Source organism: Jiella pacifica, from assembly GCF_010500815.1.
In the GTDB taxonomy this organism is placed as follows: domain Bacteria; phylum Pseudomonadota; class Alphaproteobacteria; order Rhizobiales; family Rhizobiaceae; genus Jiella; species Jiella pacifica.
In genome coordinates this window covers 162056-184261 of record NZ_JAAAMG010000007.1, presented here as the reverse complement: position 1 = coordinate 184261, position 22206 = coordinate 162056, and the positions used below count along the sequence as shown (strand labels likewise).

Here is a 22206-nt window from a genome sequence, read left to right as displayed (position 1 = left end):
CGTCAGACGAGCGTCGCCGCGCCGCGGTCGAGATAGGTTTCGAGGAACTGCTCGAGCCGCGGGTGGCGGGGCGTACCGAAGATCTCAGCCGGCGGCCCGTCGAGCAAGAGCTTGCCGTGGTCGAGAAAGGCGATCTTCTGGCCGACGCTGGCGGCAAAGCCGATCTCGTGGGTGACGATGACGAGGGTCATGCCCGTCTCCGCCAGTTCCCGCATGACGTTCAGCACCTCGCCGGTCAGTTCCGGATCGAGCGAGGCGGTCGGCTCGTCGAAGAGCAGGATGTCCGGCGAAAGCGCCAGCGCCCGGGCGATGGCGACGCGCTGCTGCTGGCCGCCGGAAAGTTCGGACGGGTAGTGGTGGCCGCGATCGGACAGGCCGACGCGCGCCAGCTGCTGGTTGCCGATCTCGTTCGCCGCCTGACGCTTCATGCCCTGAACGGTGACGAGCGCCTCGGTGACGTTGCCGAGTGCCGTCATGTGCGGCCAGAGATTGAATTGTTGGAACACCATGCCGATCTTGGCCCGCACCCGGCGGATATCGCCCGCGGAAAGCCGCGTCCTCGAGCGGCCGCCGCCAGGGTCGGCGAAGCCGAGCGGATCGCCGTCGATCTCGATCAGCCCGGACGTGGTCTCCTCCAGAAAGGCGATGCAGCGCAGGAGCGTCGACTTGCCGGAGCCGGAGGGGCCGAGCAGGCAGGTGGTCGAGCCCTTCGGCACCGAAAGATCGATGCCCTTCAACACCTCGGTGCTGCCGAAGGACTTGTGGACGTCGCGGATGCGGACGGCGGGGCGGGTCATCAAACGGCGAACCTGAATTTGGAAAGCTTCTTTTCGGCGAGGCGGCCGAGCCAGCCGGAGATCTCCACCAGCGCCCAGTAGAACAGCGCCAGCATCGTCATCGCCTCGACGAAGGCATATTGCTGGGAGCCGATGGCGCCGACGACGAGGGTCAGCTCGGGGACCGTGATGATCGACAGGATCGCCGTCTCCTTCATCAGGATGATCGCCATGTTCACCAGCTGCGGCAGGACGAGCATGGCCATTTCCGGCACGAGAATGCGCCGGACGATCTGGCCGCGCGACAGGCCGACGCATTCGGCCGCCTCCACATGGCCGGGCGGGATCGCCGCGAAGCCGGCGCGGAAAATCTCGCTGAAATAGGCCGAGCCATAGATCGTCATGCCGATCAGGCCGGCGGGGATCGGCTCGAGCGAGAGGCCGATGAAGGGGCCGCCGAAATACAGGAGAAACAGCTGGATGAGGAAGGGCGTGCCGCGGATTACCTCGACATAGAGGCGCAGGAGAAGGTTCAGCCAGAGCGGCCCGTAGCGGCGCAGCGCCGCTACGACGAAGCCGAGAAGAACGGCGAGGATCGTCGCGACGATCCAGATCCAGATGGTGTTCCAGAAGGCCGAAAGGATCTGCGGGAGCTGCTGCCAAACGATGGAGAAGTCGATGCTCATCGGCTGCTCCCCGTCCGCATCAGCCGCTCGGCGAGCGAGCCGCCGCCGGCGACCAGCCAGCAGATGACGAGATAGATCGCCCCGGCCACGGAATAGAACAGCAGCGGCCGGAAGGTCGAGGCCGACAGGTTCTGCGCCATGCGGGTCAGCTCGATGACGCCGACGACGGAGATCAGCGAGGAGGCCTTGAGGATCAGAATCATCTCGTTGACGAGCGCCGGCAAGGTGAGGCGGAAGGCGATCGGCGCACGGATGCGGCGCAGCTGCTGCCAGGGCGACATGCCGACCATGTCGGCGGCCTCGATCAGCCCGCGCGGCACCGAGTTGAAACCGCCGCGCAGGTTTTCCGCCTGATAGGCCGCCGTGCAGAGCGACAGGCCGGCGATGGCCGCGACGTCGCTCGGCACCATGATGCCGAGGACCGGCAGGAGATTGTAGATCAACAGCAGCTGGACGAGCAGCGGCACGCCGCGGAACAGGCTGACATAGATCGTCGCCGGGATCGACAGGAGCTTGCGGGGCGAAAGCTTCGCCGCGCAGACGAGAAGGCCGATCGCCAGCCCGATGGCGATGGAGATCGCGCTGAGGAGGACGGTCTTGCCCGCGGCCCACAGCATCAGTTCGAAGAGGCGTGTCGACATGTGGTGACGGCCGGTCCTCTTCGGTTACGACGGATGCGGATCCGCACGAGCGGAACGAGACCGCGCCGGGTGGCGGGCGCGGCCTCCGTCGTCAGTTGGATGGGGTGCTGACAGCGTCAGACCTTCGGGGTCGGCGCTTCGTCCGGGGTGTCGAAGCTCTGGCCGAACCACTTCTTCTGCATCTCGCCCATGCGGCCGTCCGCCTTGATCTTCAGGAGCGCCGCATTGACCGCGTCGAGCAGCGACTGGTCCTCGGGGCGCTTCGAGCCGATGAAGCCGAAATAGGACTTCTGACCGAAGGGCGGCAGGACGACCTCGAAGACCGAGGGCTGCTGCTCGGCGACGAAGGCGATGTTCGGCAGAGAATTGGCGACGGCGACGATCCGGCCGGCGGCCAGATCGGCATAGGCCTCGTTGAAGCCGACATATTCACGGGTCTCGATCGGCTCCGGCAGCGTCTCGCCATAGGCCTGCAGCTGGGCGAGCTGGGCGGTCGCCTTGCCGGCGCCGGCCAGCTTGCCTGCGATGTCCTCGGGCTTCTGGATCGTGTCGTCGCCGGCCTTTTTCAGGAGAGCGACGGTCGCCTCGGCGACCGGCGTCAGGAAGCGGTAGCGCTCGACGCGGGCCTTGGTGATGGTGGCGGGACCGGCGACCATGTCGAACTGGCCGGCTTCGAGACCCGGCAGCACGCCGTCCCAGGGCAGCGTCACCCACTTGATCTCGACACCCATCTCCTTGCCGACTTCCTCGAAGACGTCGACGTTGAGGCCGACATGGGCGCCGGTCTCGTCGATGAAGTCGAAGGGCGCGAAGGCGGTCTCCGTGCCGACCGACAGGATGCCGGCGGACTTGACGCGCTCGAGCGCATCCTGCGCATGGGCGATGGTCGGCAAGCCCAACGGCGCCGCGAGGATTAGGCTCAGCCCGAAGGCCGCTTTCAGGAAGATGCGCTTGGTCATGTCGAACTCCGGTTCGGGCGGTCGGAAGAACCGCCGCATCGACGCGGCGGATCGGCGGCGGGACATTATGCCTAGACATAACGAAGCGGCTCCGCCTCATAATGTCAATAGTTGTGCAGTTTTGGAAGAGCCTGATTTTTGCTCAGCGACGGTGGCTTCGGGTGGGCCGCGATTGCCCCGTTCAGATTCGCTCCGCCAGTGTTGCCGTTGCCGCCCTGAACCGCGCGAAGATCGCTTCGCCGTCGACATGGCGCCCGCCCTCGACGCGCTTCTGGCCCAAAGCCCAGACCTTGTCGATGGGGGATGAGGAGGCGCCGAAGACGAAGGCGTCGAGAATGCGGTCGCCGCTGCGCCCGACCAGCGCCGGATGATCGGTGGCGAGCGAGACGAGATCGGCGATGGCGCCCGGCATCAGCCCGGCGGTGCCGATCCCCGTCGCGCGGGCGCCGCCGGCAAGCGCCGCCGCGAAGATCGTTCGGCCGTTGGAGGCGCCATGGGGTGCGAGAACGTTGCGGGCGCGGCGGTTGAGGCGCTGGGCGTATTCCAGTTGGCGCAGTTCGGCGGCGACGCCGACGAGGATGTTGGAATCGGAGCCCAGGCCGAGCGTGCCGCCGGCTGCGACGAATTCGGGCGCGTTGAAGAAGCCGTCGCCGAGATTGGCTTCGGTGACGGGACAGAGGCCGGCGACCGCACCGGTGGCGGCGAGGCGGCGCGTTTCGGTCTCGCTCATGTGAGTTGCGTGGATCAGGCACCAGCGCGGATCGACCGCGGCATGGTCGAGCAGCCATTCCAACGGCCGCTGGCCGCTCCAGGCGAGGCAGTCCTCCACCTCCTTCACCTGCTCGGAAATATGCATGTGGAAAGGCGCGTCGGGCCTCAGCGCGGCGGTGAAGGCGAGTTCCTCGGGCGTTGCGGCCCTCAGACTGTGGGCGGCGACGGCGAGGCGGGATTCCGGCAGGGCCGCGATGGCGGTTTCGCTCGCCTCGACCAGCCGGGCAAAGCCCTCCCTGTCGTTGATGAAGCGGCGCTGGCCTGCCGTCGGCTCCGCTCCGCCGAAGTCGGAATGGGCGTAGAGCACCGGGATCAGCGTCATTCCGATGCCGCTGTCCGCCGCGGCCGACGAAACAGCTACGGCGAGCCGCGCCACGTCGTCATAGGGCGCGCCGTCCGGATGGTGGTGGAGATAGTGGAACTCGCCGACGCGGGTGAAGCCGCCTTCCAGCATCTCGGCATAGAGCTGCGCGGCGACCGCTTCGATCTCCTCGGGCGAAAGCGCCAGCGCGACCCGGTACATGATGTCCCGCCAGGTCCAGAAGGTGTCGTGGCCCGGCCCGCGGATCTCGGCAAGGCCGGCCATCGCCCGCTGGAAGGCATGGCTGTGGAGATTGGCCATGCCGGGAATGAGGATCGCGACCCGCTCGTCGCCGGGCATGGGTGCCGCGCCGACCTCGACCGACCTGATCCGCGTGCCGGCGATGGTGATCCGACAGTTCGCCGCAAAGCCTTCCGGCAGCAGCGCATTTTCCGCAAAGATCGTGGTCTCGGTCATCGGTCGTCCCTCGCGACGTCGCTGCAGCCGCTTGCGCGGCCTCGCATTATGTCTATACATTAACCGTCGACAAACGCAGCCTGCAAGGAGGCGATGGTGGTCGATAGCTCTCAGCCCGTAACGGTGTGGCGCAATCTGCGCCTTGCGACCATGGCCGAAACCGGCCAGGGCATCGGCCGGATCTTGGACGGCGCCCTGGTTGTCCGCGACGGTCGCTTCGCCTTTGCCGGTTCCGAGGCCGATCTGCCGGCCGAGTTCCGAGCCGCGGAAAGCCGCGACGGGGAGGGCCGCTGGGCCACCCCCGGCCTCGTCGACTGCCACACCCACCTCGTCTATGCCGGCAACCGCGCGAAAGAGTTCGAGATGCGGCTCGCCGGGGCGAGCTACGAGGAGGTCGCAAGGGCCGGCGGCGGCATCGTCTCGTCGGTCAAGGGCGTGCGCGCGGCCAGCGAGGATGAGCTCGTCGCGCAAACCCTGCCACGGCTCGACGCGCTGATCGCCGAGGGCGTGACGACGGTCGAGATAAAGTCCGGATACGGGCTCGACACCGACAGCGAGATGAAGAGCCTGCGCGCGGCCGGCCGGCTGGCCGAGGCGCGTGACGTCCTCATCCGCCGCACCTTTCTCGGCGCCCACGCGCTTCCCCCCGAGGCCAACGGCGACAAGGCCGCCTATATCGCCAAGGTCTGCGAGGAGATGCTCCCGGCCGTTGCCGCGGCGGGTCTCGCCGACGCGGTCGACGGGTTCTGCGAGGGCATCGCCTTTTCGCCCGACGAGATCGCCCGGGTCTTCGACGCGGCGAAGGCGCTCGGCCTGCCGGTCAAGCTCCATGCCGAACAGCTCTCCGATCAGGGCGGAGCGGCGCTCGCTGCCCGCTACGGGGCGCTTTCGGCCGATCATCTCGAATATCTGTCGGAAGACGGCGCGCGGGCCATGGCCGCGGCGGGAACGGTCGCGGTGCTGCTTCCCGGCGCCTTCTACTTCATCCGCGAGACAAAGCTTCCGCCGGTCGACCTCTTGCGCCGCCACGGCGTTCCCATCGCGCTCGCCACCGACAGCAATCCCGGCACCTCGCCGCTGACCTCGCTGCTCCTGACCATGAACATGGCGGCGACCTTCTTCCGCATGACCGTCGACGAGTGCCTTCTCGCTGTGACGCGAAACGGCGCCGAGGCGCTCGGCCTCGGCGACGAGATCGGCACGCTCGAAGCCGGCAAGCGCGCCGACTTCTGCCTCTGGGGCGTCGATGATCCGGCCGAACTCGTCTACCGGATCGGCTTCAATCCACTCCACCAACGCTTCAGGGGCGGCCAATGAGCGAGACACTCGTCCTCGAACCGGGCGCCGTCACTCTGGATGCCTGGCGGGCGATCTATCGCGGCGCTGGCGCGCGGCTCGCCGACGCCGCCTGGGGCGATGTCGAAAAGAGCGCCGCGGCGGTCGCCCGCATCCTGGCGCGGGGCGAGCCCGTCTACGGGATCAACACCGGCTTCGGCAAGCTCGCCTCGGTGCGGATCGGCGACGAGGACCTCGAGACGCTGCAGCGGAACATCGTCCTCAGCCATGCCGCCGGCGTCGGCGAGCCGATGCCGGTGCCGATCGCCCGGCTGATGATGGCGCTGAAGCTCGTCAGCCTCGGTCGCGGGGCATCGGGCATCAGCGTCGAAACGTTGCGTCTGCTGGAAGCGCTGATCGAAAAGGGCCTCACCCCCGTCATCCCCGCCAAGGGCTCGGTCGGCGCCTCCGGCGATCTCGCGCCGCTCTCCCACATGACGGCGGCGATGATCGGCGTCGGTGAATTCTTCGTCGGCGGCGAGCGTGTGCCGGCCATGGAAGCGCTCGCCGCCGCCGGGCTGGAGCCGGTGACCCTGCAGGCCAAGGAGGGCCTCGCCCTCCTCAACGGCACGCAATTCTCGACGGCTAACGCGCTGGCCGGCCTGTTCGAGGCCGAGCGGCTCTATCAGGCGGCGCTCGTCACTGGGGCGCTCGCCACCGACGCCGCCAAGGGCTCCGACACGCCCTTCGATCCGCGCATCCACGCGTTGCGCGGCCATGCTGGCCAGAAGGAGACGGCGGCCGCGCTGCTCTCCCTCATGGCAGGCTCCGAGATCCGCGCTTCGCACCGCATCGACGATCCGCGCGTGCAGGACCCCTATTGCGTGCGCTGCCAGCCGCAGGTGATGGGCGCGGCGCTCGACATCCTGCGCCAGGCCGGGCGAACGCTTCTGATCGAGGCGAACGGCGTCTCCGACAATCCGCTGATCTTTGCCGGCGAGGACGAGGCACTGTCGGGCGGCAACTTCCACGCCGAGCCCGTCGCCTTCGCCGCCGACATGATCGCCATGGCGATCTGCGAGATCGGCTCGATCTCCGAACGCCGCACGGCGATGCTGGTCGACCCGGCGCTGTCGGGCCTGCCGGCCTTCCTGACGCCGAAGCCGGGGCTGAATTCCGGCTTCATGATCGCCCAGGTGACGGCCGCGGCGCTGGTTTCGGAAAACAAGCAGAAGGCCTTTCCGGCGAGCGTCGATTCGATCCCGACCTCCGCCAATCAGGAAGACCACGTCTCGATGGCGGCCCATGGGGCGCGGCGGCTGAAGGAGATGGCCGAAAACGCCATGGCGGTGGTGGCGATCGAGCTGCTCGCCGCCGCGCAGGGCTGCGACCTCATCGCCGGGCCGCCGTCGAGCCCGCCGCTCGAAGCCGTCCGCAGGATGTTGCGCGAAAAGGTGCCGACGCTGCGCGAAGACCGGCATTTTTCGCCGGACATCGAGGCGGCGCTCGGCCTCGTGGCGGCCGGATCGCTCGCCGAGGCCGTGGCGCCGCTGGCGCTGCCGACGGTCGGGGAGGGGGCATGAGAGGGAGGCTGCGCCCGTGAACGACTGGCTGACCATCCGCCGCGGCAACGCCCCGCTCCTCGTCTCGCTGCCCCACACCGGCACCGAGATCCCGGCCGAGCTTCAGGGCGGCCTCGTCTCGCTCTGGCTGGCGCGGCGTGATGCCGACTGGTGGATCGATCGGCTCTACGGCTTTGCGGAGGAGCTCGACGCGACGATCGTCCGCACCGCGATCTCGCGCACGGTGATCGACGTCAACCGCGATCCCTCCGGCGTCTCGCTCTATCCCGGACAGGCGACGACGGAACTCTGCCCGACGACCAGCTTCGACGGCGAGCCGCTCTACGAGCCGGGGCGCGAGCCGGACGCGGCCGAGATCGCGCGGCGCAAGGCGCTCTATCACGAGCCGTATCACGCGGCGCTGAAGGCCGAGCTCGCCCGGCTGCGGGCGCTCCACCCGCGGATCGTCCTCTATGACTGCCACTCGATCCGCTCGGTGATCCCTCGGCTCTTCGACGGGGAACTGCCGCAGTTCAACATCGGCACGAATTCCGGCGCCTCCTGCGACCCGGCGCTGCAGGCGGCGATAGAGGCCGTCACGGCGGCGAGCGGGCTGTCGTCGATCTCGAACGGCCGCTTCAAGGGCGGCTTCATCACCCGCTTCTTCGGCGATCCTGCTTCCGGCGTCCATGCGGTCCAGATGGAACTTGCCTGCCGCGGCTACATGGAGGAGCCGGAGGACGTGGCGCCGGACGCTTGGCCGACGGCCTTCGCCCCCGACCGCGCTGCGCCGATGATCGAAATCCTGCGGGCGGTGATCGCCGCCTGCTTCGCCTTCGCCAAACCGGTCCGTTAGCCGAGAGGATGGCCCATCCATGACCCGCATCGACAATGCCCGCGACATCCGCGCCCCGCATGGGAGCGAGCTGTCCGCCAAGAGCTGGCTCACCGAAGCGCCGATGCGCATGCTGATGAACAATCTCGATCCGGGCGTCGCCGAAAAGCCCGGAGAGCTCGTCGTCTATGGCGGCATCGGCCGGGCGGCGCGAGACTGGGAGAGCTTCGACCGGATCGTTGCGACACTGAAGCGGCTGGAAGCCGACGAGACGCTGCTCGTCCAGTCGGGCAAACCGGTCGGCGTCTTCAAGACCCACAAGGACGCGCCTCGGGTCCTCATCGCCAATTCCAACCTCGTGCCCCATTGGGCGACCTGGGACCATTTCCACGAGCTGGATAAGAAGGGCCTTGCCATGTACGGCCAGATGACGGCCGGCTCGTGGATCTATATCGGCAGCCAGGGCATCGTGCAGGGCACCTATGAGACCTTCGTCGAGATGGGCCGTCAGCATTATGGCGGCAATCTCGCCGGCAAGTGGATCCTGACGGCCGGCCTCGGCGGCATGGGCGGCGCCCAGACGCTGGCCGCCACCATGGCCGGCGCCTCCTGCCTTGCCGTCGAGTGTCGCCCATCCTCGATCGAGTTCCGCCTGAAGACACGTTATGTCGACGTCGAGGCGAAAGACCTCGACGACGCGCTGTCGATCATCGGACGAGCCAACGCCGAGAAGAAGCCGGTCTCGGTCGCGCTGCTCGGCAACATGGCGGAGGTGCTGCCCGAACTCGTGCGGCGCGGCGTTCATCCCGACATCCTCACCGACCAGACCTCGGCCCATGATCCCGTCAACGGCTATCTGCCGGCCGGCTGGACCATGGCTGAGTGGGAGGACAAGCGCGAGCGCGATCCGAAGGCCGTCGCAAAGGCCGCGCGGGCCTCGATGGCGGTCCATGTTCGCGCGATGCTCGACCTTTATCGCGTCGGCGTTCCGACCGTCGACTACGGCAACAACATCCGCCAGATGGCGCTGGAGGAGGGGGTGACCGACGCCTTCGCCTTTCCGGGCTTCGTGCCGGCCTATATCCGGCCGCTGTTCTGCCGGGGCGTCGGCCCGTTCCGCTGGGCGGCGCTCTCCGGCGATCCGCAAGACATCTACCGCACCGACGCCAAGGTGAAGGAGCTGATGCCGAACGACGCCCATCTCCACCGCTGGCTCGACATGGCGCGGGAGCGCATCGCCTTCCAGGGCCTGCCGGCACGGATCTGCTGGGTCGGCCTCGGCGACCGCCACCGCCTCGGCCTCGCCTTCAACGAGATGGTGGCGAAGGGCGAACTCTCCGCCCCCGTCGTCATTGGCCGCGACCACCTCGATTCCGGCTCCGTTGCCTCGCCCAACCGCGAGACCGAGGCGATGAAGGACGGCTCGGACGCCGTCTCCGACTGGCCGCTGCTCAACGCCCTCCTCAACACCGCATCCGGCGCCACCTGGGTGTCGCTGCATCACGGCGGCGGCGTCGGCATGGGCTTTTCCCAGCATGCCGGAATGGTCGTCGTCTGCGACGGCACCGACGAGGCCGCTGCCCGAGTCGGCCGCGTTTTGTGGAACGACCCGGCCACCGGCGTCATGCGCCACGCCGATGCGGGCTACGAGGAGGCGCTCGATTGTGCCCGGGACATGCAGCTCGACCTGCCGGGGATCCTGGGGTGAGAGCTGCTCCGTAACGAGCTCTGTAGCTGAGCCCTGCGAGAGTCGAGCCCGTCAGACGGGCTTGGTTGGCAAGCCGATGCAGAGCTTCGTCTACGTCGACGGCTGGTAGCGAAAGTTGAAGCGGATCCCGCTGAGGCTCGCGCGCCGCTGCGCGGCGAAAACCACCGCCGCTGACAGCCGATGGCCGCTCCTTGCCTTGCGGAAGCCAAGCACAGCCTTGGGCAAGCCACCAGCCACATACAAGAGCAAATGCGAAGGCGGCCAGACGATCTGCTGGCCGCCGTGGCGCCGGAGCCTGTCCGAAATGCAAGAATTCGCCGGCCAAAGAGCAGTTGGAGCTGTCGTCGATGCAGCTTCACCCGCTTTCGTGCGGCAGCTCACGACCGTAGAACGCTCACAGTGTCAGGGACCCGAAGGGCCGGCTCGATGACGACGATCTCCTCCCAAAGCACCCTGCAGACCAAGTCCATCCCGGCCAGGACGCTGGCCACTTGGACCGCCGAAGATCTGGCGGTGCTGACGACGGCCCAGGTCGGCGCGTTGTCCGCTTCGCAAATCGCCGCATTGTCGAGCGATGGGATCGCCTCTCTGTCCTCCGATCAGGTCTCGGCGATTTCGGCCAAGGCCATTCCCGGCCTGACCCAGGAACAGCTGGCCGCGCTCGGCGCCGACAAGATCGCCGGCCTGACCGGCTCGCAGATCAGCGCATTGCACAGCTCGCAGATCGCTGGCTTCACGACGGACCAGGCCGAAGCGCTCACGCCGTCCCAGATCGCCAATCTCAGCCGGACGCAGATCGCGAACCTAAGCATCGAGGATCTGGCGACCTTCACGCCGGCGGACATCGCCGCCATCAGCGTGCCCAGTCTTGCAGGGCTGTCCGGCGACAAGATCGTCTCGCTGAGCGTCGAGCAGACCTCCGCCTTCACGCCCAGCCAGATCGCCGTCCTGAACGCCAATCAGGTGAAGGCGCTGACTGTCGATCAGGTCGAGGCCCTCTCCACGACCCAGGTCGCCGCATTCGGCTCGGCGCAAGTCGCCGCGCTCTCGCCGGAAAACTTCGCCACTCTCTCGGCCCCCGAGATCGCCGCCCTCAGCACGCGGGCCGTCACCGGCCTGACGAGCCAGCAGATCGCGGTGATGAGCCCCTCCCAGGTCGAGGCGCTGACGTCGCAGCAGGTCGCCGGTCTGAGCTCGCGGCAGATCGCGGCTTTCAGTGCCGAGCAGATGGCGAGCTTCGCGGCGGCCGATGTCGCGGCGATCAGTCCGAGGGCCGTCAGCGGGCTCTCCGTCCCGGCGGTCTCAGCGCTGACGACCGATCAGCTCGGCGCCATGACGACGAGCCAGATCGCCGCGCTGAAGGCCAGCCAGATCAAGGGGCTTTCGGAGAGCCAGGTGGCGGCCCTTTCCGCCAGCCAGATCGGCGCCCTCAATGCGGCCCATGTCACGGCACTCGGCGACGCCTTGACGGCCTTCTCCTCCGCTCAGATCGCGGCCATCGATGCCAAGGCCGTCAAGGGTCTCACCGCCGCCCAGGTGACCGGCCTCTCCGCCACCCAGATCGAAGCTTTGACGCCGGCGCAGGTCTCGAATCTCGGCCTGACCCAGATCGCCAGCCTGACGGGCGAGCAGTTCGCGACCTTTTCGACCGGCGACGTGGCGGCGATCAACTCCTACGCCATCGCGGGGCTCTCCACGGAAAACGTCGCCGGCCTGTCGCTCGAGCAGGTCTCCGCCCTGACGGCTCCGCAGATGGCGGCGCTGAAACCGAGCCAGGTCGCCGCCTTCAGCGCCAGCCAGGCCGACGTCCTGTCGCCTGCGCAGCTTCGGGTGATGAATGGCAGGCAGTTCACCGCCCTGTCGGTCGAAGCGATCCGGGAATTTTCGCCCGAGCAGATCGCAGCCATCACACCCGGCGCGGTCGCCGGATTGACGGTCGCCCAGGTCGCGGCTTTCACGCCGGCCCAGGTCGAGGCTCTGACTTCGGCGCAGATTGCCAATCTCACGGCGCCGCAGCTTGCCGCGTTCGGGACGGAGGCGTTCGAGAAATTCTCCCGCGCCGATGTCGCGGCGATCAGCACGAGGGCGATTTCCGGCCTTTCGCCCGAAACGATCGCCTTCATGAGCAACGACCAGTTCGCCGGATTGACGCCGGCCCAGCTCGGGCTGCTCAAGCCCGCCCAGATTGCGGCCTTCACCCCCGCCCAGACCGAAACGCTGACGACGACGCAGATCCGCGCCTTCACGGCGACGCAGCTCGGCGCCCTGCCGATGGAGAGTGTCGCCGTCCTGTCGGCCGAACAGGTGGCCGCTCTTGGCGCCAAGGCCATTCCCGGCCTGACCGCCGCCCAGGTCGCGGCCTTGATGCCCACGCAGGTCGAAGCCCTCGCGCCGAGCCAGGTGGCGGCCCTCAAGACCCAGCAGCTGGCGGCGTTCAGCGCCGACCAGCTGGCGACGTTCGCGCCGGAAGACATGGCGGCGCTGAGCGTCTCGGCGCTTTCCGGACTTTCGGTCGAGGCGATCCCCGGTCTCAGCCAGAGCCAGGTCGCAGCGCTGACCGCGACGCAGATCGCTGGGCTGAAACCGGCCCAGGTCGGTGCGCTGACGCCGTCGCAAGTCCAATCGCTGACCGCAACACAGGTCCGCGGCCTCAACTCGACGCAGCTCGCGGCGATGTCGAGCGATGCCCTGGCCACCTTGTCCGGCGACCAGATCGCAGCGATCAACGCCAAAGCCGTGTCCGGCCTCACCGCCGCCCATGTCGCCGGCCTGAGTACCCAGCAGGCCGAAGCCCTGACCCCGGCGCAGGTCGCCGCCTTGAACGCGACGCAGATGGCGGCGCTGACGGCGGACGATCTCGCGACGTTCTCGCCCGCCGACATCGCGGCCATCGGAACGAGCGCGCTCGCCGGCCTGTCGAGCGACGTCGTCGCCGGTCTCAGCGTCGAGCAGGTGGCCGCTCTCACGCCGGCCCAGGTCGCCGGGCTGAAGACGGCTCAGATAACCGCCTTGACGCCGGGCCAGATCGCCGGCCTCTCCACCAGCCAGGTCCGCGGCCTGACGGCGGCGCAGACCGGGGCTCTTTCGGCGGGTCAACTCGCCGCCCTGTCGCCCGATCAAGTCGCCGAGCTCAGCGCCAAGGCCGTCGCGGGATTCGGTGCCGGTCAAATCGCCGGCCTGACCGTCGAGCAGGTCGACGCTCTCTCGGCAACGCAGCTGGGGGCCCTGACGGGGACGCAGCTGGGCGCGCTGACGGCCGCGGCCCTGCAGACCTTCTCCGCCGCCGACATTGCGGCACTCAACGCCGGCGCCATTTCCGGCCTGTCGAACGACAATGCCGCCGCTCTTTCCGCCGAACAGCTTTCCGGGCTGACGACGAGCCAGATCGCCGGACTGACGGCCGGCCAGATCGAAGCGCTCTCTCCGGCGCAGATGAACGCCCTGACGACCGCACAAGTCGGCGCCTTCACGGCGAGCCAGATCGCCGGCCTGTCGGCCGACAAGGTCACCGGGCTGTCCACCGAGCAGTTCGCCGCGCTCGGCAGCAAGGCGATCGCCGGCATGACCACCACGCAGATCGAGGCCTTCAGCCCCAGCCTGGTTCAAAGCCTGACGACGAGCCAGATCGCGGCGCTGAACGCGGCGCAGGTTGCTTCGCTCAGCAGCGCGTCACTGGAAGCCTTGTCGGCGGACGCGATTGCCGCACTCAGTGCCACCGGGATCGCCGGCCTGCCGGCGGAAAAGATCGCCAGCCTGCGCGTCGATCAGGTGGCGGCTCTCAAGGCGACCCAGATAGCCGGGCTCACGACAAGCCAGGTCGCGGCCCTGACGCCCTCGCAGGTCGAGGCGCTGACACCGACGCAAATCGCCGCCGTCAGCGCTACCCAGGCGGCCGCCTTCGGCCCGCAGGCCGTTGCCGCGCTGACCGGGGCGCAGCTTGCCGCCCTGACCACCAGGGCGATTTCCGGCATCACGCCGACCCAGATCGAAGCCATGAACTCCGCCCAGATCGACGCATTCTCGACCGTGCAGATCGCGGCCCTCACTTCGGGCCAGATCGCCGCGCTCGGCGCCGCCGACCTCGCCACCTTCTCCCCCAGCGATCTTGCGGCGATCAAGCCGGCGGCGATCGCCGGGCTTTCCGCCGACCAGATCGCCGGGCTCGGCGGCGACCAGATCGCCGCCCTGACGACGGGCCAGATCGAGGCCCTGTCCTACTATCAGTTGCGGGCGCTCGACACCGCGCAGATCCAGGCGCTGACGACGACGCAGATCGCCGCACTCAACGCCGTGCAACTCGCGACCTTCGGCACCGACAAGATCACCGCGCTCTCGCCGGCGCAGATCGCCGCGCTCAATCCGACGTCGGTGGCCGGGCTGACCCTCGACCTGATCCCGCTTCTCAGCGCAGAGCAGGCCGAAGCCCTGACCTCGACGCAGGTTGCGAGGCTTGGCGCGGCGCAGATCGATGCCCTCAGCACGGAACAACTCGCGACCTTCTCGACGGACGATATCGCGGCCATCAGCAACTACGCACTACCCGGCCTTTCCGAGACGGATATCGGCAGCCTGAGACTTGAACAGCTGCAGGCGATCACGCCGACGCAGACCCAGGCGCTGGATTCGCTGCAGATCGCGGCGATCATGTCGGCGTACAGATCCTATCAGTCGGTCTGACCGACAGAGAGCCGATCGGCAGGGATGCCGCACCGCTACAGCCTTCCGGGATTCCCCCGAAAGGCTGACCGGGAAAGGCCGCTTCCGGCATCCAGCAAAGCCGCGCCATCCGTGTGACCTCGACGGTGCGCCTCTGCGTCTCACCCGGCGCCGTTCACCTTCCGCGAGACATATTGCGCGAATTCGAAGTTCGGGCGCTCCAGATGCGACAGGGCGCCTGGGTCGGCGAGCGGGCTGAGAAGGCCGCGATAGACCCGCTCGGTGCAGCCGCGGTCCTCGGCGTTGACGTGGTCGAGCATCGCCTTGACGGTGGCGAGCTGGGCCGGCGCTTGCGGATCGGCCATGTAGGGCGCCGACATGCCGCCGCCGAAGAGGATGCGTACCTTGCCTGGTCCCTCTGGGTGGAGGCTGAGACACCAGAAATAGCCTGGGGTGATCGAGATCATCAGCGAGGGATAGATCGCGAAAAGCCAGGTGGTGCGGCGTTCGTCGCCGGTGAGCCGCGTGTCGTTCGGATGGGCGAGGGCGAGCGGCACTGCGTCGTTGCGCAGGATGGTGTGCCAGTTGAAGGCCTCGGTGCCCTCCGGGCAGACCATCTCGTCGATGTTGGTCGAGCCGCCGATGGTCTCACGATGGCAGACCGGCAGGTGGTAGCTCTCCATGAAGTTCTCGGCGAGGACCTTCCAGTTGGTGTCCCAGACGTGGTTTTCGCGAAAGGTCTCCGAATAGCCGGCGAGATCGAGATGGGCGATCATCGCCTCGGCCTCGGCGAGGGTTTTGGACGGCGGCGGCGTGGCCGGATCGAGCGTCACCATGATGAAGCCGAGCCATTCCTCGCAGCGCACCGCCGGCAGCTTCACGTCCGTCTTGCAGAAGCTCTCGTTGCGGCTCATCGCCGGCGCGCCGCGCAAGGATCCGTCGAGATTGTAGGTCCATGCGTGATAGGGACACACGATGGCGCGGGTGTTGCCGCGGCCTTCGAGCAGCGTCGACATGCGGTGGCGGCAGACGTTCGACATCGCCCGGAGCGTGCCCTCGCGATCGCGCAGGACGATGATCGGCTCGCCGGCGATCTCCAGGGTGAGATAGTCGCCCGGCGCCTTGAGCGCGTCGGTCCGTCCGGCGCAGATCCACTCCCTGGAGAAGATGTGCTCGAGTTCGAGGTCGAGGAAGTCCTGCGCGGTGTAGACCGAGCGCGGCATCGCCCTCGCCGCCTCGAAGGGGACGGAAACGTTGGCCCTGAGCTCCTCGGCGGGCGTCGCGACGGGAGAATGGACGTTCATGGCAAGACCCGATTGATGGAAGGCTTCCAGACTGCAGGATGCCCGTCGCCGTCAGATCATGCAATGATCCGCGGCGCGCATTTTCCGATCAAATAGCCCAGTCGCCGCGGCGGATCGCTGGGACGTTCGGCCGGCGAACGGCTTTACCGGCCCGCCCAATCGATCGGCCGGATTTCCCGGCTTTCATACCACAGCGACACCGCCTCGATCTGCTCGGGCGTCATGTTGATGGCGATCGGGCTCATCAAATGCGCGAAGCGCGTGCCGCCGCGATGGCCCTCCTTCCAGAGTTCCAGATGGGTCTTCAGATACCAGAAGGGCTGGCCGTCGAGCCGCGGAAAGAGCGGGTTGCGGGCGATGCCATCCGGCCCGTGGCAGCTGTCGCAGGCGGCGATCTTGCGCTCCGGCAGGCCGGTTTCGGCGATGCGACGCCCGAGGGCCAGCGTCTCGTTTTGGCCGATGGGAAAGCCGGTCGCCGCCGCGGGATCGATGGCGAACACCTCGGTCATCGGCCTGACGTCGGTCGCCTGCTCAGGCCCCGGTGCAGACTCCGCCACGGCCTCCTCGGCGACTTGCGACAGTGCCGCGTCGCCCGGCGCTGCCGCCGGCTGATCGGCATAGTAAGCGGCGAGCCGTTCCAGCACCGCGTCGTCGTAGCGGGCGGCAGCAGACTGCATGTAGCCGCTCTGGCGCGTGCCCATTTGATAGGCCTTCAGCGTCGCCGCGAGATAGGCTTGCGGCTGGCCGGCGATGATCGGGAAGGCGCCTTCCGGTCCGCGGCCCAGGCCATCTTCGCCATGGCATCGCGTGCAGTCGGCGACGGCTTCGCGGAGGATGCCGTCGAGGCCGCCCAGCGCCTCGCCGCCGGCCTCCATGTCGACCTCTTCGGGCGCACCGCCTGCATCGATGCCGAGGGCCAGCTCCCGGTAGCGCTCCGGCGTCATGTTCGGAAGCGCGCGGAGAAAGGCGACCATCGACCAGACCTCGTCGGGGCGCTCCTGGGTCGGCCAGGCCGGCATGCCGGAATATTTGATGCCATGCTGCACGATCCAGAAGAGTTCACGATCGGCCCATTCGGCGACCTGGTCGCCGACATGCAGCTGCGGCGGCATCGGCGTCATGTGCTCGACGACTTCCGACTGGCGAACGCCCGGCGCCGCATGGCAGGGGGCGCAGCCGGTGGCGAAATGCCCCGAGCCGCGCTGCACCAGAGCGGGATCGGAGAGGTCGAGGTCCTCCGGCTTTTCCACCAGCCAGGACCGGCGCGAGACGGTCTGCTGCATCGTCCAGTGCAGGAACCAGCCGACCGGCGCGAAATGGCCCGAGGAAGCGCCGATCGACACGAGGCCCGAGGCGGCGAGCGCGAAGGGCGCGACGGCGACGAGAACGATCGCGGTGATGACGCGCCGGCGGGTGAGGGTGACCGAGAGTTTCACGATGTCGCCTCCGGCATTTCGCCCTCGGCCGGCTCGTGCTCCCTCAGCACCGTGGCGAGCAAGGCGAGGCCGCCAATCAGATAGCTGGAGCCTCCGACGATTAGCATGACGACGCCGCCGAACTGCTGGTCGCCGAGCGGCGTGAAGCTGGCAGCGGGCGAGCAGAGGTTGGCACAGGCGTAGAGCGGCCGCGGGCTGAGGAGGAGGAGGGCGCCGAGCAGCGTCATGTGCATCGAGGTGACGAGCAGCGCCAGGGTGCCCGCGGCGCGGCCGCCGAGGCCCTTGCCGTCGCCGGCCCTCGCGGTCCCGATGGCGGTGATCCAGACGAACAGGCCGGCACCGATGAACGAGGCCTGCTCGACGAGGAGCAAAGTGAAGCTGGTGCGGGCGGCATCGTGGAGAGCCGGCGCATGAAACGTCCAGACGACGGCGAATTCGACGAAGGAGGCGAGGATCGCCAGCGCCGGCGTCACCCGGGCGAAGCGCTGCGGCCAGAGCCGCAGAAGGCCGATGGCGAGCAGCGGCGCGGCCACGGCCACGACGCCCATATGCATGACCATGTGAGCGGCAAAGGAGCCCTGCGCCCGCTGCGGCAGCGGTCCGAGCCAGAGGCTCGCGAGGATGACCAGCGCCAGCGCCAAAGGCCAGAGGGAGAGCGGCGACAGGCCGGGCGCACCGTCGGCTTCTCCAAAGGCGCGGCCCGATGCCGGCGAAAGAGGTGTCGCGGCGCTCATCGGCAGTCCACCATCATCGCCGCCGGCAGGGCTGTGTAGAGCACCGCGATGAAGGAGAGGCCCGCGAGCAGCACGGTGGAGAACTCCAGGAAGCGCTCGCGCACCTCGACCGAATCCTCCTCATGAGGAATCCTGCCGCCATTGCGCCGCCATTCGCCGAGGGCCCGGAAGAAGAGGAAGCCGATGGCGCCGAGCGCCACCACCGTCAGCCCCCCGACGAAGATCCTGTAGCCGCCGATGCCCTGGAAGATGTTCTCGTTCGGCGCGCAGCCATAGGCGACCGAGCCGTAGGACAGGACGAAATGCACGGCCCAGATCGTCGGCGTGGTGATCAGGGTCCAGAGATTGTCGCGGGTCTTGTTGCGGATGGCCATGGGTCAGACCGCCAGCGGAAAGAGCGCGATGGTCGCGACGGTGAAGAGGGCTGTGCCGGCCATGAAATGCCAGTACAGCGCGACATTGACGATGTCGATGTCGTGGGTCGGTGTCATCCGGCCGGCCAGCGAGCGTGCGAGGCAATAGGCCAGCATCAGCGCGCCGGCGGTGCCGTGGCAGGCGGTCCAGATCGCCAGCACCCAGACTGTCGCCGGATAGACATGAACCGTCGGGATCAGGCCGGTGACATAAGGGCCCCAGAGGATCGCGGCGGAGGCGGCGAGCGACAGCACGACGCCGCCGCCCATGAGGAGCCGCGCCGTCCCAACCGCGCCTTTGCTGTTGGTGTTGCGGGCGAGGAGCGCCGCCAGCCAAGAGGCCGCGAACAGCCCCAGCGCGACCAGCGGCCACAAGACACCCGGCCCGATCTCTTCGCCCGCCATCATCGGCGGCGGGAAGACAGGGCTGACGGTGAAGTAGAAGAAATAGCCGAAGATCAGGCTGACGAAGGCGGTCGCATCGCCGGTCATGGTGATGAACATCGCCCACCAGCCGACCGACTGCGGGCCTGACTTGTAGAGCGGCAGCTTCAGGCCGAGCCCAACGTCCTTCTCGGCCTTTTCCGGCTGCATCGCCGTGCCGCGCCAGAGCCAGACGAGGATCGCCGCGACGGCGAAGACGGCGGTGATCAGCGTCAGCGTCCACAGATGGAAGGTCGCGAGGATGAACACGGCGCCGAGGAAGATCGCCGCCCACATGGTCATGAAGGTCGGGCCCGGCACCCGCAGGCACTGCAGCGGCTCGGCGTCGAGCACGCTCGTCACCATGGTCTCGCGCATGCCTTCTTCCGCGTCGGGCATGTAGTACCGGCCCATGTCGACATCGGCCATGAAGTTCTTCTGCTGCCAGAGCGGGTAGCGCGAGGTGACGATCGGCACCGAGCGCACGCCCCAGGCCTCGTCCGGCACTTCGGCCAGCCATTCCAGCGTGCCGGCGTTCCAGGTGTTTCGTTCTGCATAGGGCTCGCCCTTGCGGGGGCGAAGGACGTCCCACACGACGGTGACGAAGCCGGCGGCAAAGATGAAGGCGCCGATCGAGGAGATCAGGTTGGGCAGTTCGAGCCCGATATCGGCGGGATAGGTCCAGACCCGTCGCGGCATGCCGATCAGGCCCGACCAGTGCATCGGCAGGAAGGCGGTGTTGAAGCCTATGAACATCAGCCAGAAGGCGATCTTGCCGAGTTTGTCGGACAGACGCCGCCCGCCCATCATCGGCCAGTAGTAGTAGACGCCGGCGACCACCGGGAACAGCATGCCCCCGAGAAGGACGTAATGGAGGTGGGCGACGACGAAATAGGTGTCGTGGGCCTGCCAGTCGAAGGGGGCAAGCGCCACCATGACGCCGGTGAGGCCGCCGATGACGAAGATCGCGAGAGCCCCCGAGACGAACAGCATCGGCACCGAATAGATCACCCGGCCGGCGAGCAGCGTCGCCAGGAACACGAAGATCTGCACCGCCGTCGGGATTGCTACGGCTTCGGACGCCGCAGAGAAGAAGCCGAGCGAGATCGCCGGCAGCCCGGTTGCGAACATGTGGTGGACCCACAGGCCGAAGGACAGGAATCCCGTGCCGACGGCGGCGAGCACGATGAAGGAATAGCCGACGATCGGCCGCCTTGCGAAGGTTGGGATGATCATCGCGAGCAGCGCGATCGCCGGCAGGAAGACGATGTAGACCTCGGGATGGCCGAAGATCCAGAACAGGTGCTGCCACAGCATCGGGTCGCCGCCGCGTTCGGGATCGAAGAACGGCCAGTTGAACAGCCGCTCCAGCTCGAACAGGATGTCGCCGGCGATCAGCGGCGGGAAGGCGAAGAGGATCATCCCGGCGACGACGAGGACGTACCAGGCGTAGAGCGGCATCAGGTTGAGCCGCATGCCCGGCGGTCGGCATTTCAGCGTACCGACGATGAGTTCGACCGCCGCCGCGATCGAGGCGACCTCGATGAAGGACAGGCCGAGCAGCCAGATGTCGGGGCCGTAGCCTGGCGAGAAGCGCTCCTGCGTCGTCAGCGGCGGATACATGAACCAGCCGCCCTCGGGCGCGGCGCCGAAGAAGATCGAGCCGCAGACGAAGACGCCGCCGATCAGGAAGCACCAGTAGCCGAAGGCCGAGAGCCGCGGGAACGGCAGGTCGCGGGCGCCCAGCATCTGCGGCAGGAGGATGATCGCCACCGCCTCGAAGATCGGCACGGCGAAGAGGAACATCATCACCGTGCCGTGCAGCGTATAGACCTGATTGTAGAAGCTGGCGGTGAGGAAGTCGTTGTCGGGCGCCGACAGCTGCACGCGCATCATCAGGCCGAGGACGCCGGCAAACAGCATGAAGGCGAAGGAGGTGGCCGTGTACCAGAGCCCCACCTCGGTGTTGTTGACCGCCGACCAGTAGCGCCAGCCCTTCGGCTCGGCCCAGACATGGCGCAGCCGCGCCTCTTGGCCGGCGCGCACGTCGGGGTCGTCCTGGTCCCGCTCCGAGGCTGGGGGGACGTTGCCGAAGTTCAGATCCGCCTCAGCAGTCTCGGCGTCGCTCTTGCCGGCCCAGCGCGTGGCGCTCTGATCGAGAGGCACGTCGCTCATTGAAGCGTCTCCAGCCAGCCGGCGATGGCGGCGATCTCGTCTTCGGCGAGCATGCCGTAGCCCGGCATCTGGACGCCGGGTTTGACCCGGTGGGTGAAGCCGACGAAGGTCGCCAAGTTCTCCGGTGACATCGGCAGCGTGCCGGCGGCGATGGTGCGCCGCGAGGCGAGATGGGTGAGGTCCGGCCCAACCCTGCCGTTCGCCGCGGTGCCGCGCACGGTGTGGCAGGCGTCGCAACCATTCTCCATGAAACGCCGGAAGCCTTCGTCCTCGGCCCCGACCGACGCCGGCTCGCTCTGGCGGGCGACATACGCGTCGTATTCTTCGGGCGAGACGACGACGACCCTGAGCGCCATCTGGGCATGGGCGTCGCCGCAGAACTCGGCGCAGACGCCGTTATAGACGCCGGGCTTGGTCGGCTCGACGACGAGGCGGTTCACCCGGCCGGGAATGGCGTCCATCTTGCCGGCGATCGACGGGATCCAGAGAGAATGGATGACGTCCGGGCTGCCGATGAGGAATTCGCTGCGCTGGCCGACCGGCAGCCAGATCTCGTTGGCACTGGGAACCCCGCCCTCGGGCAACGATCTGGCGACGCCCGACTCCCCCTCGACGTCATAGGCCACCCGCCACCAGAAGCGCTCGGCCGAAACCGCGATGGTCGGTCCGTTCGCCTCGGCCCGCAGCACCGGCATCATCTGGAGCCCCCAGACGAGCAGCGCCGTCAGCACGACGACGGGAAAGACGCAGCCGCCCCAGATGATCAGCCGCAGGCCGGCCTTTTCGCCATAGGCCCCCGGCCGGATCTTTGTCGCAAAAACAGAAAGGCCGATGACAGCGACCCAGATCAGGACCGCCCCGACGAGCATGACCCAGAACAGAGTCGCGACCGATTGCGCCTCGACTCCGGCCGGGTCGAGCGCCGATTGCGGGCTGGTGCAGCCCGATAGCCCGGCGCAGACGGCGACCAGCCAGGGAAGGGCCGGGCGGGAGTTTTCGTCGGCGCGGGGTTCGGAGGGGATGAGGATGGACGATCTCGCGGGTGAAAATTGCAGGAGAGGAGGGCCGTTTGGA

The 22206-nt window shown here is 67.9% G+C and carries 16 protein-coding genes; 5 read left to right on the top strand and 11 right to left on the bottom strand.

The genetic code is table 11. The features are described from left to right. Nucleotides 1-2 precede the first annotated feature (2 nt). From GTK09_RS10950 to GTK09_RS10930, 5 genes are all read right to left on the bottom strand, one after another. Complete coding sequence (locus tag GTK09_RS10950) at nucleotides 3-797, bottom strand: amino acid ABC transporter ATP-binding protein (protein ID WP_163463193.1); 795 nt, start codon at nucleotides 795-797, stop codon at nucleotides 3-5. Further along, nucleotides 797-1462, bottom strand: a complete 666-nt coding sequence (locus GTK09_RS10945) for an amino acid ABC transporter permease (protein WP_163463192.1) — start codon at nucleotides 1460-1462, stop codon at nucleotides 797-799. The genes GTK09_RS10950 and GTK09_RS10945 overlap by 1 nt, the downstream gene beginning before the upstream one ends. Further along, nucleotides 1459-2103, bottom strand: a complete 645-nt coding sequence (locus tag GTK09_RS10940; RefSeq protein ID WP_163463191.1) for an amino acid ABC transporter permease — start codon at nucleotides 2101-2103, stop codon at nucleotides 1459-1461. Before GTK09_RS10940 ends, GTK09_RS10945 begins: the two co-directional genes overlap by 4 nt. A 116-nt stretch (nucleotides 2104-2219) precedes the next feature. Next, the gene (locus GTK09_RS10935) at nucleotides 2220-3062 is read right to left on the bottom strand and encodes a transporter substrate-binding domain-containing protein (protein WP_163463190.1); all 843 of its coding nucleotides are present in this window, start codon (nucleotides 3060-3062) and stop codon (nucleotides 2220-2222) included. Between the two features lie 181 nt (nucleotides 3063-3243). Next, entirely contained in the window at nucleotides 3244-4611 is a 1368-nt protein-coding gene (locus tag GTK09_RS10930) for a formimidoylglutamate deiminase (protein WP_163463189.1), read from the bottom strand. Nucleotides 4612-4704: 93 nt separating this feature from the next. Here GTK09_RS10930 and hutI point away from each other — a divergent pair, with 93 nt between their 5' ends. The 5 genes from hutI to GTK09_RS10905 all read left to right on the top strand — a co-directional run bounded on the left by hutI (nucleotide 4705) and on the right by GTK09_RS10905 (nucleotide 14668). Then, the gene (gene hutI / locus GTK09_RS10925) at nucleotides 4705-5928 is read left to right on the top strand and encodes an imidazolonepropionase (RefSeq protein ID WP_163463188.1); all 1224 of its coding nucleotides are present in this window, start codon (nucleotides 4705-4707) and stop codon (nucleotides 5926-5928) included. Continuing rightward, entirely contained in the window at nucleotides 5925-7469 is a 1545-nt protein-coding gene (gene hutH, locus GTK09_RS10920; protein WP_163463187.1) for a histidine ammonia-lyase, read from the top strand. The genes hutI and hutH overlap by 4 nt, the downstream gene beginning before the upstream one ends. Before the next feature lie 16 nt (nucleotides 7470-7485). After that, nucleotides 7486-8304 carry an N-formylglutamate deformylase gene (gene hutG / locus GTK09_RS10915; RefSeq protein ID WP_163463186.1) on the top strand — a complete coding sequence of 273 codons (819 nt, stop codon included), beginning with the start codon at nucleotides 7486-7488 and terminating at the stop codon, nucleotides 8302-8304. 19 nt (nucleotides 8305-8323) lie between these two features. Next, complete coding sequence (gene hutU / locus GTK09_RS10910; protein ID WP_163463185.1) at nucleotides 8324-9991, top strand: urocanate hydratase; 1668 nt, start codon at nucleotides 8324-8326, stop codon at nucleotides 9989-9991. Between the two features lie 426 nt (nucleotides 9992-10417). Then, nucleotides 10418-14668 (top strand): hypothetical protein, encoded by a 4251-nt coding sequence (locus GTK09_RS10905; protein WP_163463184.1) that lies wholly within the window; start codon nucleotides 10418-10420, stop codon nucleotides 14666-14668. Nucleotides 14669-14808: 140 nt separating this feature from the next. Here GTK09_RS10905 and GTK09_RS10900 read toward each other — a convergent pair whose 3' ends face one another. The 6 genes from GTK09_RS10900 to coxB all read right to left on the bottom strand — a co-directional run bounded on the left by GTK09_RS10900 (nucleotide 14809) and on the right by coxB (nucleotide 22103). After that, on the bottom strand, nucleotides 14809-15951 hold the full coding sequence (locus tag GTK09_RS10900; RefSeq protein ID WP_163463183.1) for an aromatic ring-hydroxylating oxygenase subunit alpha: 1143 nt from the start codon (nucleotides 15949-15951) through the stop codon (nucleotides 14809-14811). 143 nt (nucleotides 15952-16094) lie between these two features. Beyond that, the gene (locus tag GTK09_RS10895; protein ID WP_312869789.1) at nucleotides 16095-17387 is read right to left on the bottom strand and encodes a c-type cytochrome; all 1293 of its coding nucleotides are present in this window, start codon (nucleotides 17385-17387) and stop codon (nucleotides 16095-16097) included. Beyond that, nucleotides 17384-18121: a cytochrome c oxidase assembly protein gene (locus GTK09_RS10890; protein ID WP_163463182.1), complete on the bottom strand. Its 738-nt coding sequence runs from the start codon at nucleotides 18119-18121 to the stop codon at nucleotides 17384-17386. Before GTK09_RS10890 ends, GTK09_RS10895 begins: the two co-directional genes overlap by 4 nt. Next, nucleotides 18118-18495 carry a hypothetical protein gene (locus GTK09_RS10885; RefSeq protein ID WP_163463181.1) on the bottom strand — a complete coding sequence of 126 codons (378 nt, stop codon included), beginning with the start codon at nucleotides 18493-18495 and terminating at the stop codon, nucleotides 18118-18120. The genes GTK09_RS10890 and GTK09_RS10885 overlap by 4 nt, the downstream gene beginning before the upstream one ends. A 3-nt stretch (nucleotides 18496-18498) precedes the next feature. Continuing rightward, nucleotides 18499-21132, bottom strand: coding sequence for a cytochrome c oxidase subunit I (ctaD, locus tag GTK09_RS10880; protein WP_163463180.1), 2634 nt, complete (start codon nucleotides 21130-21132; stop codon nucleotides 18499-18501). Then, a complete protein-coding gene (coxB, locus tag GTK09_RS10875; RefSeq protein WP_281353360.1) occupies nucleotides 21129-22103 on the bottom strand; it encodes a cytochrome c oxidase subunit II in 975 nt (324 codons plus the stop codon). Before coxB ends, ctaD begins: the two co-directional genes overlap by 4 nt. Nucleotides 22104-22206 lie beyond the last annotated feature (103 nt).